Here is a 17,165-nt window from a genome sequence, read left to right as displayed (position 1 = left end):
TCTACTCCATTTATGATAATAACGTTTTACCCTACTGCGTGTACCCAAAGAAAACACACGTGATTCAGGTAAATTCGATTGGGCAATATCAAACAATATAGCTGGCGAGCGATGGCTCTTGTTTGCATAAACGACGCCAGTCAACAATTGGCATTCGCACATGCAACCCTACACAACCATCATCTTCATTCCATTCTTTCTCAATCGCCTGCAACTGATAGAAGCGGCTGCGCAAACGGCCTGCTTCCGGCGGCAGACGTAAATCATACTGCGCGATTTCACCGGCTAAACGCTCAGAAAGCGCCTGCCAGAGTAAGGGCAGCCCTTCTCCGCTCTGCGCAGAGAGCCAAACACGCGTTGGTTTATTCTCTTCGTCGCGATCAATACGCGGGACAAATCCCTCTAGCATATCGATCTTATTCATCACCAGCAGTGTGGGGATTTCATCGGATTCGATTTCTGCCAGCACTTCATTTACGGCTTCAATATTATCGTTAACGCGTAAATCTGCCGCGTCGATCACATGCAGTAACAGCGTCGCCTGACGCGTCTCTTGCAGAGTGGCTTTAAAGGCCGCCACTAAATCATGCGGCAGGTGACGAATAAATCCGACCGTATCCGCTAATACCACTTCACCCACGTCCGCCACGTTCAGACGACGTAACGTCGGATCGAGTGTGGCAAACAGCTGGTCCGCCGCGTAGACATTGGCAGAGGTGACTGCGTTAAACAGAGTAGATTTGCCGGCGTTGGTATACCCCACCAGCGAGACAGTCGGCACATCCGCTTTGGCACGCGCTTGTCGGCCCTGCTCGCGCTGCTTCTCTACACGCTCAAGGCGGGAAAGGATGAGGCTGATGCGGTTACGTAACAAACGGCGGTCCGTTTCCAGCTGAGTTTCACCTGGACCACGCAGACCAATACCGCCTTTCTGGCGCTCAAGGTGCGTCCATCCACGCACCAAACGGGTTGCCATATGGCGTAGTTGTGCCAGCTCGACCTGTAACTTACCCTCGTGGGTACGGGCGCGCTGAGCAAAAATATCAAGAATTAAGCCGGTGCGATCTACAACACGACATTCGCACACACGCTCGAGATTACGTTCTTGGGCAGGCGATAAGGCATGATCGAATAAAACGACCGATGCTCCACTCGCTTTCACCGCATCGGCAATTTCAACTGCCTTTCCTTCACCGACAAAATATTTGGGATGTGGCGCTTTGCGACTGCCAGTAATCACTTGCAGCGCTTCGACGCCCGCAGAAGAGACAAGAGTTTCAAACTCCTGCAAATCTTCCAGCTCTTTGTCTTGGGAGAACCAGATGTGTACCAGTACGGCCTGCTCACCGGCATCATAACGGTCAAACAAGCTATAACCTCGCTAAAATAAAATAACCAGGACGGGAAAACGTTATCGCTCCCCAGCCCTGGCTTTACGGCAGCGCAAAATTATTCTGCGTTATCGCCGTCTTGTGGTGGCTGCGACTGAGCGCCCTGGTTGCTTCCGCTATGGTGGTAATTACTGCTACCACCGCCACCGCCCGGGGTGTTGCTATGGTGCGAAACCGGACGAGAAGGAACCACTGTAGAGATGGCGTGCTTATACACCATCTGGCTAACCGTGTTTTTCAACAGAATGACGAACTGATCAAAGGATTCAATTTGCCCTTGCAGCTTAATACCATTCACCAAATAGATCGAAACCGGTACACGTTCACGACGCAAAGCGTTCAAAAACGGGTCTTGTAATGATTGCCCCTTAGCCATTCTATCTTTTCCTTATATGCTTGTTGTTTGTTACTTTAAGAACCGTGGTTCAGAAAAACTGCGTAAAAATTTGCGCACGATAACGGACCAATTGTACACAATCATCCCTGCTTCGCACTAACAACCTGAAGCACCGCATTACGCGCTAATTCTGGCTCGTCACTGTCTAACCAGTGGACTTCAGGCCAGCCACGTAACCAGGTCATCTGGCGTTTCGCGAGCTGCCGGGTCGCGCAAATTCCCCGATAAACCATTTCGTCGTAATCGATTTCACCAGAAAGATAAGACCACATCTGGCGATAACCCACACAACGAATGGAAGGCATGTCCGTATGCAAATCACCTCGTGCAAACAGTTCACGAGCCTCCGCTTCAAATCCTGACGCTAGCATCTGGTCGTAACGCAACGCAATGCGTTGATGTAGCAGTTCACGACTCGCCGGAGCGATAGCAAACTGGTACACGTCGTAGGGTAACGCTTCGCCGGACGTTTTTGTCAGTTCCGTTAAAGTTTTACCCGAAATAAAAAAAACTTCCAGTGCTCGCGAAAGTCTCTGCGGATCATTCGGATGAATACGACTACCGGCGACCGGATCGATTTCACACAGCTGGCGGTGCAGGGCATCCCACCCTTTCTCCGCCGCCATTTGCTCTATCCGCTGACGTACGTCTGGATCGGCCGAGGGCAACGGCGACAATCCTTCAAGCAACGCCTTGAAGTAGAGCATGGTTCCACCAACAAGCAGCGGAATCTTACCTTTTTGGGTAATCTCCGCCATTTCTGCCAGCGCATCGCGACGAAACTCAGCAGCAGAATAAGCTTCTGCCGGGTCGCGAATGTCCAGCAAACGATGGGGCGCCAGTGCTAACTCCTCTGCCGACGGTTTCGCCGTGCCAATATCCATCCCACGATAGATTAAGGCAGAGTCAACGCTGATAAGTTCCACTGGAAGTTGCTGACGCAGCGAAATCGCTAACGCCGTCTTTCCGGAAGCGGTGGGCCCCATCAAAAAAATAGCCTTTGGCCGGCCAGCCTGGTTTAGTTCACTCATGCTTCAACGCGTTAATCGCGCTCTCAATCTCAATGGCCTGTAACAGACCTGAAGGCGGCGACTTAAGCAGTTGCGGGCAAAGCCGTTCAAGCTCAGCCAGCAGTGCAATCGCCTGCGAGTGATTCCAGTGAGCCGTTTCGGCATCGTCACGTCTTGCCAGCCATTGGGCCAGCGAGGATGCAGAAACCTCTTGCTGCCGGGCGAGATAGCCTAACAGGTCTGGAATCAAGATTTGTAAATTTTGTGTGCGTAACGGTAAAGGGACGGCGCGCAGGGTCACATGCTGACCTTCCCGTTGTAAATCAATGCCCATCAGGGTTAATAACGCGGCTTGGGCATCAATGACGGGTAACTCTTCTTTGGCAATTTTCAGCCTCACTGGGATCAATAGTGGCTGAGGTTTCAGCCCTTGCTCTCCAGGTTGTAACTGGGCCTGTTTTAGCCAGCATGAGGCAACGCTCAAGGACAGTAACTGTAACTGGTTACCCCGCTCCAGCAGCGCATAGCGCTCCTGCATTACGCTCAATACACGGCCAAAACTTTGCGTATGAGCAGCCAGTGGCGCTTCCGACACTTCAGGCTGGCGTGCCGGTGCCGGTTGAGGTACAGAAACACGTGGCGTTTCCACCACCGGGGTTTTCATCAGCTGTTGATACGCAGCCCCTTCACGTGCGCGATAAACCGGCTCTTTATTCTGCCAGTTGGCGACGCTTGCTGCGGCACCACCACTCTGACGTGGCGTGCGGGCAGGCTGTGCAAAATGATTCGCACCAGCCGACTGCCGATTCTCTGGCTGCCACTGTGGTGCGGGTTCTTCAGCCTGAGCAATTGGTAGCTCCGCCGTGCGGCTCGCCTGCAGTGCGCTCATCACCCCTTGCCAGATAAAATCATGGACCAGGCGCGACTGGTGAAAGCGCACTTCATGCTTGGCAGGATGGACATTCACATCCACCTGGTGAGGATCAATTTCCAGATACAGTACGTAAGCGGGCTGCTGATCGTCACCGAGTTGCGTTTGATAGGCCTGGCGAATCGCGTGATTAATCAGTTTATCCCGCATCATACGGCCATTGACGTAGCAATACTGTAAATCGGTGACCTGGCGCGACCCCGCGGGATCGGCAACCCATCCTCGTAGGGCTAAATCGTCATGCTGCCACTCAATACGCAGTGCATGCTGAATAAAGGTGGTGCCACAGATTGCCCCCAACCGACGCTCTCGCTGCGCATCCTGATCCACCGCGCGATACTGGCGCACCAGCTTGCCGTTGTGCGTCAGGGAAATCGCCACGTCAAAACGAGCCAGCGCAATGCGACGTATCACTTCATCAATATGCGTAAACTCGGTTTTTTCCGTACGCATAAACTTGCGCCGGGCCGGCGTGTTGTAGAACAAATCGAGGACTTCAAGCGAGGTGCCCACCGGATGCGCCGCCGGTTTGACCGTGACATCCATATCGCGTCCTTCAGCATAGGCTTGCCATGCTTCGTTTTGCTCGGCGGTACGCGAGGTGAGTGTTAATCGTGAAACTGAGCTGATACTGGCGAGGGCTTCTCCGCGAAAACCGAGGCTGATAATTGCCTCAAGGTCATCGAGTGAGGATATTTTACTGGTGGCGTGACGCGCCAGCGCCATCGCCAACTCGGCTTTCGCAATACCGCAGCCGTTGTCACGAATACGAATCAGCTTCGCACCGCCTTTTTCGATATCCACGTCGATGCGCGTCGCACCGGCATCAAGGCTGTTTTCCACCAGCTCTTTTACAACCGATGCAGGACGCTCAACCACTTCGCCTGCGGCAATCTGGTTCGCGAGTTGCGGTGGTAAAATCTGTATTGGCATGGTGGTGATCCTTGTAGCGGGCTGGCTCCTCAGAGCCAGCAATCAGGATTGCGGAATCTTTAAGTTTTGCCCCAGCATCACATTGCTCGACTTCATATTATTGGCCTGCATGATAGCTTTCGGGCTAACGCCATAATGGGCGGCGATCCCCGTGAGCGAATCACCGCGAACCACTTTGTGTCGCGTTGGGCGGCTGGCGGCGGTAACGCTGACGCCAGACTTGGCCGGTACTTTAAGACGCTGACCCACCCAAACCACATCGCGTTTAAGATTGTTGAGATCGCGCAGTGTCGCCATGCTGACACCATACTTGGCTGCAATGCCAGAAAGCGTTTCGCCACGTGTCACCGTATGGCGCTGTGTTGCGCCCGTGTATTGCACCGTGCCGGTTGCCGGGTTGCTGGCGACGCTAACCGCTGGTGCGCTGTCCAGCGGCCGGTTTTCCTCCTTTGGGACCGATTGCAGCGGATGCGCGAGGAAATAGTTGCGCAGTCCTTTATAAATCGACTGAGCAATCTTTTCCTGATATGCGCTACTGCCGAGCAGCCGCTCCTCCGCTGCGTTACTGATAAAGCCAGTCTCAACCAGTAAAGAAGGGATGTCAGGGGAACGCAACACACCAAGGCTGGCATGTTCCGGTAAACGTTTATGCAATGGTGTCACACCGCGCAGCTGCTGTAACACTTTCACTGCGACGTCATATCCTACGCGCTGAGAATGACCAAATTGCAGATCCAGCACCGCCTGGCTCAGGTAAGGATCGGCCTGGCTATTCGCCAGTAAATCACCGGCACCACCCAGCAATTCAGACTGCTTCTCTTTCTGTTCCAGCCAGTTGGCCATTTCGTTGTTGGCACGACGGTTGGACAGCACCCAAACGGATGCGCCCGTGGCGGAATGGTTTGGCGCAGCATCAGCGTGAATAGAAACCAACAGGTTGGCATTCTCTTTACGCGCCACCTCGGAACGACCCATCACGGAAATAAAATAGTCGCCGTTACGCGTCAGAACCGGCTTAAACATCGGGTCCTGATCCATCAGCGCTTTCAGTTTGCGCGCAATGGCAATGGTGACGTTTTTCTCATGCAAGCCGTGTTGGCCCGACGCACCCGGATCCTGTCCGCCGTGACCGGCATCAATCGCTACGATGACCTGATCGTTGCGCGTCACCGCACCACCAGGGCGTACCGTGGTATTGCTGTTCGAGACCGTCGTCACCGGATTGGCATTAAACGGATTGCCCTGGCTGCTACTGTTTTCACTCTGACGGGCGGTTGTCACTGGCGCAGCCGCCGCGCTGCGACGTGCAGGCTGTGTGCCATTGATGGTGAAAACCACGCGATATTGATTGCCGTCGCGCTGAGTTGTCGCACGTGTTTTTGCCGCCTGGGTTAGTTCAAACACCAGACGAATACTCTGTTTGTCTTTTGGCTGGCTGTTGCGAATGCGCTGGACGATGTTTTCACCGCTGAAATTGAGCGGCAATCCTTTAATCGAACCGCTCTGGCGAATATCCAACACCACGCGATTTGGATTGTGCAGAGGGAAAAAACCATACACCGGCTGGCCGTTAAAGCTCAGTGTTACCGTCGCCTGGCTGTCACCGTTCTCAACTTTAATATCAGACAGTGTGGCCGACAGCGCTGAAGCAGAAAACAGACAGATCGCGGCCAGTAAGATGCCTTTCATCCGTGAAATCATGCCTGTTCCCTGCCGTGCTGAAACTGCTGTAACAGCGTCTCACCCAGCGCAGAAACGGCACTCAGTTCCGCTTCACGCGCCGTATCCACATAGCGTAGCGTCAGCGCCAAATCAGGTTCTGGCAACACACCGGTTCCCTGTTGTGGCCACTCCACCAGACATAGCGCATCGCCGCCGAAATAGTCGCGGATGCCCATAAATTCCAGTTCTTCAGGATCGGCAAGACGATAAAGGTCGAAATGATAGAGCGTACGGTCACCCAGTTCATAAGGTTCGACGAGTGTGTAAGTCGGACTTTTAACGTTGCCCTGATGGCCCAGCGCCTGCAAAAAGCCACGGCTAAAGGTGGTCTTTCCCGCACCCAAATCGCCATAGAGATAGATGACCACCGCGCTGCTGCAAACGCGAGCCAGTTGCGCACCCAGATTTAGGGTTGCCGCCTCATCGGGCAAAGGAATAACACAGGTCTTCATGCTTTATTATTGAATCATCTCTGGATTAACAAACTGCCACAGCAGTTCGAACAAATCAGTGGCTAACATGCCTCGCGTTCCGCGCTGCAGGGCAACCGCATCTGCCGTTGCACCGTGCGCGACACAGCCCGCGCAGGCTGCCTCTAGTAAAGTCAGTTTCTGGCCCAGCAGGGCCGTGATGATGCCGCTCAGCACATCGCCCATGCCGCCTGACGCCATTCCCGCATTGCCCACATCCGCGATAGCCATGTCACCATCCGTGCTGGCAATAATCGTTCCCGCACCTTTTAGCACCACCACGCCACCATAGCGTTTCGCCAGGGTCTGCGCGGCGTGCAGGCGGTCGCGCTCAATTTCGCTGGTTTTCACCCCCAGTAAACGCGCCGCTTCGCCGGGATGCGGTGTAATGATGCGATTCTGACGGTAATCCTGATTGATTGCCAGCAGGTTAAGCGCATCTGCATCCCAAAGCATCGGCTTTTCACTGGCCGCAACCTTCATCAGCGCCTTCTGGGCCCAGTCACGCTGTCCAAGGCCTGGGCCTATCGCGATGGCGTCCGCCCACTCCAGGGCCTGCTCCAGCGCTTCCTCGCAAAGGGTATCGACCATCAACTCGGGTCGAGCGGTGAGAATCGGGCCGATATTATCTTCATGGGTCAGTACGCGCACAAGCCCTGCCCCACTGCGCAGCGCGGCTTCGCCCGTCATGCGGATAGCGCCGGCCGTGCCTTTATCACCGCCAATCACCAACAGCCGACCATGGTCGCCTTTGTGCGAAGTGGCACGGCGCGGCTTGAACCAGCGGACCAGGTCATGCGCATCGTAGCGGAGGACAGGAGGCGTCTCGCCAGCCAGAAAGGCGCCTAAGCCCAGATTGTCACAGTGCAGTCGCCCCACCACATCGCGCGCTTTACCAGTCAACTGACCGGGTTTAAGGGCAATCATGCTGAGAGTATGATCGGCAACGATGGCACTTCCGGGCGTTGCGCCGGTAGCAGCATCCAGACCAGATGGAACATCCAGCGCCAGCACCGGTGCGCCATGGGCATTGGTCAAATCGATCAGGCCAGCATAGGGCGCGGCCGGCGGGCGATTGATTCCGGTACCCAGTAACGCATCTACGATCAAATCAACCGTTTCCGGCCACGCAGCGGTTGCGGCATGAATGACGCCACCCGCCTCTAGCCAGGCTTGCTGAGCGAGTTGCGCTTCTTCCGGTAAGGGATGGTTACCCTCGCAGGCCAGCAGCGTAATGTTGATCCCCGCTGCCTGCGCCAGTCGAGCCACCACATACCCATCGCCGCCGTTATTGCCGTGGCCGCAAAGGATCAACCAGTGCTGCGTTTGCGGCCACTGTGCACGCGCCAGTTCATAACTCGCTTGTCCGGCACGGTGCATCAATTCATATAGCGTTAAGCCCAGGCTATCCGCGGCATCACGTTCCAATTGCCTCATCGCCTGCGCAGGCCAGACAGAGTGTGTTAAACTGCGCGCGTTTGCTTCAATTGCCTGGTTTCTCATGTCATACCCTCTCGATCTTCATCAGCTTGCCCAACAGATAAAACTGTGGGGGCGCGAACTCGGCTTTCAGCAGGTTGGTATTTGCGATACCGATCTCAGCGCAGAAGAGCCCAAACTACAGGAATGGCTGGAGAAGCAGTATCATGGAGAGATGGACTGGATGGCGCGTCATGGCATGATGCGCGCGCGTCCCCATGAACTGCTGCCCGGCACACTGCGGGTGATCAGCGTCCGCATGAACTATCTGCCTGCCAAAGCCGCTTTTGCAACAACACTGAAAAATCCACAGCTGGGCTATGTCAGCCGCTATGCGCTGGGCCGCGATTATCACAAAGTATTACGCAATCGCCTGAAAAAGCTTGGAGAAATGATCCAGGCGCACTGTGGTGAACTTAACTTTCGGCCGTTTGTTGATTCAGCCCCCATCCTCGAACGCCCGATCGCCGCAAAAGCAGGTTTGGGTTGGACCGGCAAACACTCATTGATTCTCAACCGTGAGGCGGGCTCTTGGTTCTTTCTTGGCGAACTGTTGATTGACCTACCGTTGCCGGTCGATCAGCCCCAGGAAGAGCAGTGCGGCCGCTGCGTGGCCTGCATCACCATCTGCCCGACAGCCGCTATCGTTGAACCCTATGTGGTGGATGCCCGGCGCTGTATCTCTTATCTCACCATTGAATTGGAAGGCGCGATCCCTGAAGAGTTCCGCCCGCTGATTGGCAACCGCATCTACGGTTGTGACGATTGCCAGTTGATCTGCCCGTGGAATCGTTATGGTCAGTTGACAGATGAGGATGATTTTTCACCCCGTGCCGTATTACACGCGCCGCCGTTGGTGGAACTCTTTGCCTGGGATGAGGCGAAATTCCTGCGCATCACTGAAGGCTCCGCCATTCGCCGTATCGGCCATTTACGCTGGCTGCGTAATATCGCGGTGGCGCTGGGCAATGCGCCATGGGCAGACGAAAATCTGGCCGTGTTGCAAATGCGCAAAGGCGAACACCCGCTGCTTGACGAGCATATTGACTGGGCTATCGCGCAGCAGTTACAAAAGCGGGCCGCAGAGGCCGTGGATGTGCAGCCTGCGAAGAAACTGCGACTGGTGCGTGCGGTCGAGAAAGGCTTACCCCGTGATGCGTGATTAACCAAACGCGCAGGATAAAATCCTTTTCCACATGCTGTGAATAAAATTATAAAGCCGATTAGTGATGGGGATGGTTATATCTTCTGGTAAGACTATTCACAGGCTGAAATACCTATAATCCATTTAAAAACAAAAGGTTATCTGATTACTGTAAACAATTACGTAGAGAATAGCGCGCAGGGGCTTGTCCAGAGCTTGTGGATAACTCTGTTCAAAACAGTTTTGCAGATAGGGTAAAACGCCGTCAGTACGTTGCAGGCGCATTGTGGATAACCTGTAAGATAACTGCAACAGACTACAGGCATCGTTGGTGCTAAAGCGGTGCGCAAAATTTCCAGAAACAAAACCACGCCGCATAAGATCGATGAAGACTGCAGCAGTTTTATGTCTGATGACGCCCGAGAGCAAATAACATTAATGAATATGAAAATTTGGAGCGGGAAACGAGACTCGAACTCGCGACCCCGACCTTGGCAAGGTCGTGCTCTACCAACTGAGCTATTCCCGCATAATCTTCGTATTTTAGTTCGCACCTGCGTTGGCTGCCTTTACTCACCCAGGTCACTTACTGATGTAAGCTCCCAGGGATTCGTTCAGTTGCCGCCTTGCTGCAAACTCAAATACTTGATTCTGGAACCTGGTATTCTTGTCACAACAATCGCGATAGCGACTAAATCCGTGATTTGGATGGTTTACTGCAAACTCTGGAGCGGGAAACGAGACTCGAACTCGCGACCCCGACCTTGGCAAGGTCGTGCTCTACCAACTGAGCTATTCCCGCATTAGAGGTTCTTGCTTACGAAGTTTGGAGCGGGAAACGAGACTCGAACTCGCGACCCCGACCTTGGCAAGGTCGTGCTCTACCAACTGAGCTATTCCCGCATAATCTTCGTCTTTCAGTCTGCTACTGCGTTGGCTGCCTTCGCTCAACCACGTCACTTACTGATGTAAGCTCCATGGTACTCGCTCAGTTGCCGCCTTGTTGCAAACTGAAATACTCGATTCTGAATTTTTCTTTCTATTTGCTGCTTGGCTGCAAACTGAAATACTCGATTCTGTGCTTCGTATTACTGCCTCGCACCGATTCAAATTCTTCACCGGTACGGGGTGCGCATTATACGAGAAATCCTTTCAGCCGCAAGAGTCTAAAAGCAATATTTTGCGCTTTCTGCGCGTTTGCTGCTTTAATCGACAACCTGATGATTTCCTGCGCACCCTTTGCAGATTAAAGCTGCAAGAAGTGCTCGCGGTAATAAGCCAGCTCGGCAACGGACTCGCGGATATCGTCCAATGCCTGGTGACTTCCGGATTTTTTAAAGCCCGGCAGAATCTCTGGCTTCCAACGACGCGCTAACTCTTTCAGCGTGCTGACGTCCAGATAACGATAGTGGAAGTAGGCTTCCAGCTCAGGCATGTACTTGAATAAGAAGCGACGATCCTGACCAATGCTATTACCGCAAATCGGTGAGGTATTCGCTGGCACCCACTGCTTCAAGAACTCAATGGTCGCCAGCTCAGCTTCACGATCGCCATACTGGCTAGCCTTAACACGTTCCACCAGCCCGCTATTGGTGTGTGTGCGCACGTTCCAATCATCCATCAGCGCCAGCTGCGCGTCTGATTGATGCACGGCTAGCACCGGCCCTTCCGCCAGGATGTTCAGGTTGGCATCTGTGACGATCGTGGCGATCTCAATAATGCGATCTTGCTCAGGATCGAGTCCGGTCATTTCGAGGTCGATCCAAATCAGATTGTGTTCATTTCCAGCTGTCATGCTTTTCCCGCCCGTTGCCAATGTCGTCATTACACTCAATTCAGGTGTATCATAGACGTTTTGCCCAGCGGGGCGAAGCCTGGCGAAAGCCGTGAGAGGATGCGTGAGTAAAAACAAACTGTCGAAAGGCCAACAACGTCGCGTAAGCGCCAACCATCAGCGTCGTCTGCAGCAACGGAGCGAGAAGCCCGAACCGGATGATAGCCTGTTTGGAGAAGCGTCCGAAGGCGTGGTGATCAGCCGATTCGGCATGCACGCAGACGTGGAAGATAGCGCGGGCGAAGTCCATCGCTGCAATATCCGTCGCACCATTCGGTCGCTGGTCACCGGCGATCGTGTCGTGTGGCGCGCAGCGATTGGCGGCGGTAAAGGGATCGTAGAAGCGGTGCACGAACGTAAAACCGTGCTTACTCGTCCGGATTTCTACGATGGCGTCAAACCGATCGCCGCGAACATCGATCAGATCAACATCGTATCGGCGATCCTCCCCGAGCTGTCACTCAATATTATCGATCGCTATCTGGTAGCCAGTGAAACACTCGGCGTAGAGCCTTTACTGGTGCTGAATAAAATCGACCTGCTGGATGAAAAGGCCCGTGAACAGGTTGATAAGCAGATGGATATCTATCGCCATATTGGATATCGCGTGTTGATGGTTTCCAGCCACGCTAAAAATGGTCTGGCGGAACTGGAAGCTGCATTGACCGGACGCGTGAGCATTTTTGCCGGCCAGTCTGGTGTGGGTAAATCCAGTCTGTTGAACAACCTCTTAGGGCTGGATGTGGCGGGCGATGAAATTCTGACTAACGATGTTTCCGATGTCTCGGGTTTGGGTCAGCACACCACCACCGCCTCCCGTTTATACCATTTCCCGCACGGCGGCGACGTGATTGATTCCCCTGGCGTCCGCGAATTTGGTTTGTGGCATCTGGAACCGGAACAAATCACGCGCGGATTTGTCGAATTTCGTGAGTTTCTCGGTACTTGCCGTTTCCGCGACTGTAAGCACGACACCGATCCCGGCTGCGCCCTGCGCGAAGCGGTGAACAACGGGGTTATTGCCAGGTCGCGCTTCGTTAACTACCACCGAATTCTGGAGAGTATGGCGCAGGTAAAAACGCGTAAAAACTTTCCCGATAACGATATTTAACGTTTATACCCAATATAATTCGAGCTTCAGCAAGGCGGCAAGTGCATGAACCCTCAGGAGCCTACTGAAGTCAGTGACTGAGGTGAATGCACGTAGCCAACGCACCTGCAATTTGAGGTATGAAGGGTATACCCAAAATAATTCGAGTTTCAGGAAGGCGGCAAGTGCATGAATCCTCAGGAGCTTACTAAAGTAAGTGACTGAGGTGAATGCACGTAGCCAACGCACCTGCAATTTGAGGTATGAAGGGTATACCCAAAATAATTCGAGTTTCAGGAAGGCGGCAAGTGCATGAATCCTCAGGAGCTTACTAAAGTAAGTGACTGAGGTGAATGCACGTAGCCAACGCACCTGCAACTTGAAGTATGAAGGGTATACAACAGCACATTCGCCAACAGACCGGGGCGCTGCTACAATCCGCCCCCTTTTGTAAAACCAAGCGTAATTAAGCCAGGAGGCAACGGTGTTTGATCGTTTTAAACTCGGCCTGAATCATATTCTGCCCAAAAAAGGGCTTACCGAACTTGCTGGCTGGGGCGCCAGTCGCCGTGGTGGCTGGCTGACCAAAGCGGTCATCGACATTTTCGTCTGGTACTACAAAGTGGATATGGCGGAAGCCAGCAAACCGCACACGGGTAGCTACCGCACCTTCAACGACTTTTTCGTTCGTCCCTTAAAAGAGGGCGCGCGTCCTGTCGATCCAGACGCGACGTTACTGGCGCTGCCAGCCGATGGCGCAGTGAGCCAGTTAGGCCGCATTGAAGGCGATCAAATTTTCCAGGCAAAAGGACACTACTACACGCTGCAAGCCCTGCTGGCGGGTAATGACGACCTGGCAGAAAAGTTTATCGATGGTGAGTTCGTCACGACTTACCTCGCACCACGCGATTATCACCGCGTGCATATGCCGTGTAATGGCATCCTGCGTGAGATGATCTACGTGCCTGGCGATCTCTACTCTGTGAATCCGCTGACGGCACGTAACATCCCCAATCTGTTCGCCCGTAATGAGCGCGTGATCTGCGTATTTGATACCGATCACGGCCCCATGGTGCAGATTCTGGTCGGCGCCACCATCGTTGGTAGCATCGAAACCGTTTGGGCCGGCACCATTACGCCACCACGTGAAGGGGTCATTAAACGCTGGCGCTATCCGGCTGCCGATCATGACGGCGCAGTCGTGTTGTTGAAAGGCCAGGAAATGGGCCGCTTCAAACTGGGCTCAACGGTCATTAACCTGTTCGCGCCAGGTCGCGTGAAACTGGCGGAGAGCCTGGAAGCTGAAAGCAAAACCCGCCTTGGTCAGCCGCTGGCCATCGCCCTGCCGCAGCCCGGCGATAGCGCCCCGCTCGCCGACTAACCGGAACCTCTCCCGTGCGTGTTTTCCTCTCCCTACTGCTGAGCCTGGTGCTCAGCAGTTCTGTATTTGCCGCTACCGTTCCACCCGCCAATCAGCTGAAACAAGAGCTGGATGCAGCCAAATCCGCCAAAGCCACACCGACTCAAGCCGAGCAGGTGCAGGCGCTGGAAGCGGCGATTAATTTCCTGTCTGAGCGCGATGAATCACTGGAGCGTGCCAAACAATATCAACAGGTGATTGATGATTTTCCGCGCCTGGCGCGTGAATTACGCCAGCAGATCGCCACGCTAACGGACGGCAGTAAAACGGTGCGTAGCAACATGAGCAGCGCCGAGCTGGATCAAGAGATCTTGCAAATCAGCAGCCAGTTGCTGGAGGAAGGTCGTCAGGCGCAGCAGGAGCAGGATCGCGCTCGTGAGATCAGTGATTCGCTTTCGCAGCTGCCGCAGCAGCAAACCGATGCACGACGCGCGATGACCGAAAGCGATCGCCGAGTGCAAGGTTTTTCAGCCGCCGCTACACCGCTGGCACAGGCGCAGATCTATGCACGTCAGGCGGAGAATGCCGCCAACAAAGCGCGGGTTGACGAGTTAGAGCTGGCGCAGCTGTCAGCCAATAATCGCCAGGAACTGGCGCGCATGCGGGCTGAAGTGCATCAGCGCAAAGCCACCCAGCTTGATAACTATCTGCAGGATCTGCGTAATCAACTTAACAACCAACGCCAACGCGAAGCGGAACTGGCGCTGGAGCGCACCGAGCAGCTGGCAGAAAACAGCGGAGATTTACCCGCATCCATCAGCGACCAGTTCCGCGTTAACCGCGAATTATCTGCTGACCTGAATGCACAAGCCCAGCGCATGGATCTGGTCGCCTCGCAGCAGCGCCTGGCCACCAATCAAACCTTGCAAGTACGCCAGGCACTTAGCACGCTGCGTGAGCAATCACAGTGGCTGGGAGCCTCAAATCTGCTCGGTGAAGCGTTGCGCGCCCAGGTTGCGCGGCTGCCGGATATGCCAAAATCGCAGCAAATTGACAGCGAAATGGGCCAGTTGCGCGTTCAGCGCCTGCACTATGAAGATTTGCTTGAGCGGCAGAAAGATCTGCGTAAAGAGAAACAGGACGATGGCACACCCTTTACCAGCGAGCAACGCCGCATCCTTGATGCGCAGCTGAAAACGCAACGTGAACTGCTCAACTCGCTGATCTCTGGCTGCGATACGCTGATTCTTGAAATCACCAAACTCAAAGTCTCCAATACGCAGCTTCAGGATGCGCTGGGGGAAGTGAGAGAAGCCACGCATCGCTATCTTTTCTGGACCGCCGATGTCAGCGCCATTGACCTAAAATACCCGATTGAGGTGGCGCGCGATTTAACACGTCTACTGTCGCTGGATACCTTAGGGCAACTTGGCAAAGCGATGGCCATGATGTTTACCAGTAAAGAAACGGTGATGCCAATCATCTGCGCCGTGTTACTGGTCGGCTTTAGTATCAGCTCTCGCCGTCATTACAATGACTTTATGGCGCGTTCTGCCATCCGCGTGGGCAAGGTGACGCAAGACCGCTTTAGCCTGACGTTACGCACGGTGTTCTGGTCAATCCTGGTTGCCGTGCCGGTTCCGGTGCTGTGGGCCGCGCTGGGCTTTGGTTTACAGCATGCATGGCCTTACCCGTTTGCGGTGGCGATTGGTGATGGAATTACCGCCACCCTGCCCCTGCTGTGGGCCTTTATGATCAGTAAGGCTTTCGCCCGCCACGATGGGCTGTTTGTGGTGCATTTCCGCTGGCCACAAGCGCGTGTCGCACGAGCAATGCGCTACTACTCACTTACCGTTGGTTTGATCGTGCCGCTAATCATGCTGCTGATTGCCTTCGCCAATCTCGATGATCCGCAGTTCTCCGCGACGCTCGGCCGCCTGTGCTTTATCCTGATATGCGGTGCCTTGAGTATTGTCACGGTCAGCCTTAAACGCTCAGGTATTCCGCTTTATCTGGATAAAGAGGGCAACGGCGACAACTTCATCAACCGTATTTTATGGAACCTGATGATCGCCATTCCTCTGGTGGCGGCACTGGCTTCCTGCATTGGCTATCTGGCGACCGCGCAGGCGCTGCTGGCGCGTCTTGAAACCTCGGTGGGTATCTGGTTCTTCCTGCTGGTGATTTATCACATCATTCGCCGCTGGATGCTGATTCAGCGTCGCCGCATCGCCTTTGATCGTGCGCGTCAACGCCGTGCTGACATGCTGGCCAATCGCGCGCGCAGCGAAGAAGAGAAAGAGCAGCAGGCACCGGCTAATGCTGACACCATTGAGATAGATGAACCCAGTCTGGATTTGGATGAGATCAGCGCGCAGTCTCTGCGCCTGGTGCGATCGATCCTTACTTTAATTGCGCTGGTGTCCGTGATTGTGCTGTGGTCGGAAATCCATTCCGCCTTTAGCTTCCTCGACAACATTCCGCTGTGGGATGTGAGCACCACCATACAAGGCGTGGAGAGCGTTCAGCCGATCACACTGGGCTCCGTGTTGATTGCCATTTTGATATTCATCATCACGACGCAGCTGGTACGCAATATGCCCGCGCTGCTGGAGCTGGCGCTGTTACAGCATCTCAGCCTGACGCCTGGCACCGGTTATGCGATAACCACGCTCACCAAGTATGCGCTGATGCTGATTGGCGGCTTAATTGGTTTCTCCATCATTGGCGTGGAGTGGGCGAAGCTACAGTGGTTGGTGGCGGCCTTAGGTCTGGGGTTAGGTTTTGGTATGCAGGAAATCTTCGCCAACTTTATCTCCGGCTTGATCATCCTGTTTGAAAAACCGATCCGTATTGGTGATACCGTGACGATTCGCGATTTAACCGGCAGCATTACCCGCATTAATACGCGCGCCACCACCATCACCGACTGGGATCGTAAAGAGATTATTGTGCCGAATAAGGCCTTCATCACGGAGCAGTTCGTCAACTGGTCGCTGTCAGACTCCGTGACACGTGTGGTGCTGACCATCCCTGCCCCGGCTCACGTCAACAGTGATGAAGTCACCAATATCCTCAAGCAGGCCGCCGAACGCTGTACCTACGTACTGGATATGCCCGCGCCAGATGTGTTCCTGGTTGACCTACAGCAGGGTATTCAGCTGTTCGAACTGCGTGTGCACGCGGCCGAAATGGGGCACCGTATGCCGCTGCGCCATGAGTTGCACCAGCTGATTCTGCGCGGTTTTGAGGAGCATGGTATCGAGATGCCGTTCCCACCATTCCAGGTACGCATGGAGACGCTGGGGCGCAAAACGCCTGCCAGTAATGGCTCGCCTTCAAGCCAGACTTTCAAATCAGGTGGCTTATAAATGAAAACGCCCGGCAAGTGCCGGGCGTTGTTT

Annotated in this window: 12 protein-coding genes and 3 tRNA genes; 4 read left to right on the top strand and 11 right to left on the bottom strand. The window is 54.3% G+C overall.

The features are described from left to right. Positions 1-88: 88 nt before the first annotated feature. The 7 genes from hflX to nnr all read right to left on the bottom strand — a co-directional run bounded on the left by hflX (position 89) and on the right by nnr (position 8,357). Entirely contained in the window at positions 89-1,369 is a 1,281-nt protein-coding gene (gene hflX / locus ACPUC8_RS11315; protein WP_039331536.1) for a ribosome rescue GTPase HflX, read from the bottom strand. Positions 1,370-1,449: 80 nt separating this feature from the next. Next, positions 1,450-1,767, bottom strand: coding sequence for an RNA chaperone Hfq (gene hfq / locus ACPUC8_RS11310; RefSeq protein ID WP_494926324.1), 318 nt, complete (start codon positions 1,765-1,767; stop codon positions 1,450-1,452). A gap of 101 nt (positions 1,768-1,868) precedes the next feature. After that, positions 1,869-2,819, bottom strand: a complete 951-nt coding sequence (gene miaA, locus ACPUC8_RS11305) for a tRNA (adenosine(37)-N6)-dimethylallyltransferase MiaA (RefSeq protein ID WP_039331540.1) — start codon at positions 2,817-2,819, stop codon at positions 1,869-1,871. Next, on the bottom strand, positions 2,812-4,662 hold the full coding sequence (mutL, locus tag ACPUC8_RS11300) for a DNA mismatch repair endonuclease MutL (protein WP_494926323.1): 1,851 nt from the start codon (positions 4,660-4,662) through the stop codon (positions 2,812-2,814). The genes miaA and mutL overlap by 8 nt, the downstream gene beginning before the upstream one ends. A 42-nt stretch (positions 4,663-4,704) precedes the next feature. Next, positions 4,705-6,363 carry an N-acetylmuramoyl-L-alanine amidase AmiB gene (gene amiB, locus ACPUC8_RS11295; protein WP_039331544.1) on the bottom strand — a complete coding sequence of 553 codons (1,659 nt, stop codon included), beginning with the start codon at positions 6,361-6,363 and terminating at the stop codon, positions 4,705-4,707. Further along, positions 6,360-6,836 carry a tRNA (adenosine(37)-N6)-threonylcarbamoyltransferase complex ATPase subunit type 1 TsaE gene (gene tsaE, locus ACPUC8_RS11290; RefSeq protein ID WP_039331547.1) on the bottom strand — a complete coding sequence of 159 codons (477 nt, stop codon included), beginning with the start codon at positions 6,834-6,836 and terminating at the stop codon, positions 6,360-6,362. The genes amiB and tsaE overlap by 4 nt, the downstream gene beginning before the upstream one ends. Before the next feature lie 6 nt (positions 6,837-6,842). After that, the gene (gene nnr, locus ACPUC8_RS11285; protein WP_494926322.1) at positions 6,843-8,357 is read right to left on the bottom strand and encodes a bifunctional ADP-dependent NAD(P)H-hydrate dehydratase/NAD(P)H-hydrate epimerase; all 1,515 of its coding nucleotides are present in this window, start codon (positions 8,355-8,357) and stop codon (positions 6,843-6,845) included. Here nnr and queG point away from each other — a divergent pair. Next, entirely contained in the window at positions 8,356-9,495 is a 1,140-nt protein-coding gene (gene queG / locus ACPUC8_RS11280) for a tRNA epoxyqueuosine(34) reductase QueG (RefSeq protein WP_494926321.1), read from the top strand. The two genes, nnr and queG, sit on opposite strands and share 2 nt — an antisense overlap. Before the next feature lie 435 nt (positions 9,496-9,930). On the opposite strand, the gene ACPUC8_RS11275 is transcribed toward queG, so the two are convergent. The 4 genes from ACPUC8_RS11275 to orn form a co-directional block, all read right to left on the bottom strand. Further along, positions 9,931-10,006 (bottom strand) — tRNA-Gly (locus ACPUC8_RS11275). A 197-nt stretch (positions 10,007-10,203) separates the two neighbouring features. Then, positions 10,204-10,279: transfer RNA gene (locus ACPUC8_RS11270), tRNA-Gly, on the bottom strand. 25 nt (positions 10,280-10,304) lie between these two features. Beyond that, a tRNA-Gly gene (locus ACPUC8_RS11265) sits at positions 10,305-10,380 on the bottom strand. A 343-nt stretch (positions 10,381-10,723) separates the two neighbouring features. Beyond that, positions 10,724-11,272, bottom strand: a complete 549-nt coding sequence (gene orn, locus ACPUC8_RS11260) for an oligoribonuclease (protein ID WP_039331550.1) — start codon at positions 11,270-11,272, stop codon at positions 10,724-10,726. A 103-nt stretch (positions 11,273-11,375) separates the two neighbouring features. Here orn and rsgA point away from each other — a divergent pair, with 103 nt between their 5' ends. From rsgA to mscM, 3 genes are all read left to right on the top strand, one after another. Next, positions 11,376-12,422 carry a small ribosomal subunit biogenesis GTPase RsgA gene (rsgA, locus tag ACPUC8_RS11255; RefSeq protein ID WP_039331552.1) on the top strand — a complete coding sequence of 349 codons (1,047 nt, stop codon included), beginning with the start codon at positions 11,376-11,378 and terminating at the stop codon, positions 12,420-12,422. A 463-nt stretch (positions 12,423-12,885) separates the two neighbouring features. After that, positions 12,886-13,782, top strand: coding sequence for an archaetidylserine decarboxylase (asd, locus tag ACPUC8_RS11250; RefSeq protein ID WP_494926320.1), 897 nt, complete (start codon positions 12,886-12,888; stop codon positions 13,780-13,782). A gap of 14 nt (positions 13,783-13,796) precedes the next feature. Further along, complete coding sequence (mscM, locus tag ACPUC8_RS11245) at positions 13,797-17,132, top strand: miniconductance mechanosensitive channel MscM (protein ID WP_039331554.1); 3,336 nt, start codon at positions 13,797-13,799, stop codon at positions 17,130-17,132. Positions 17,133-17,165 lie beyond the last annotated feature (33 nt).

This window comes from Pantoea sp. CFCC18177, from assembly GCF_059412425.1.
This window is presented reverse-complemented; position numbering and strand designations above follow the sequence as displayed.

Excerpts from the sequence above, each read along its gene's own strand:
- hfq (WP_494926324.1), bottom strand. The coding sequence starts at position 1,767 with ATGGCTAAGGGGCAATCATTACAAGACCCGTTTTTGAACGCTTTGCGT.
- miaA (WP_039331540.1), bottom strand. The coding sequence starts at position 2,819 with ATGAGTGAACTAAACCAGGCTGGCCGGCCAAAGGCTATTTTTTTGATG.
- mutL (WP_494926323.1), bottom strand. The coding sequence starts at position 4,662 with ATGCCAATACAGATTTTACCACCGCAACTCGCGAACCAGATTGCCGCA.
- amiB (WP_039331544.1), bottom strand. The coding sequence starts at position 6,363 with ATGATTTCACGGATGAAAGGCATCTTACTGGCCGCGATCTGTCTGTTT.
- tsaE (WP_039331547.1), bottom strand. The coding sequence starts at position 6,836 with ATGAAGACCTGTGTTATTCCTTTGCCCGATGAGGCGGCAACCCTAAAT.
- queG (WP_494926321.1), top strand. The coding sequence starts at position 8,356 with ATGTCATACCCTCTCGATCTTCATCAGCTTGCCCAACAGATAAAACTG.
- nnr (WP_494926322.1), bottom strand. The coding sequence starts at position 8,357 with ATGAGAAACCAGGCAATTGAAGCAAACGCGCGCAGTTTAACACACTCT.
- orn (WP_039331550.1), bottom strand. The coding sequence starts at position 11,272 with ATGACAGCTGGAAATGAACACAATCTGATTTGGATCGACCTCGAAATG.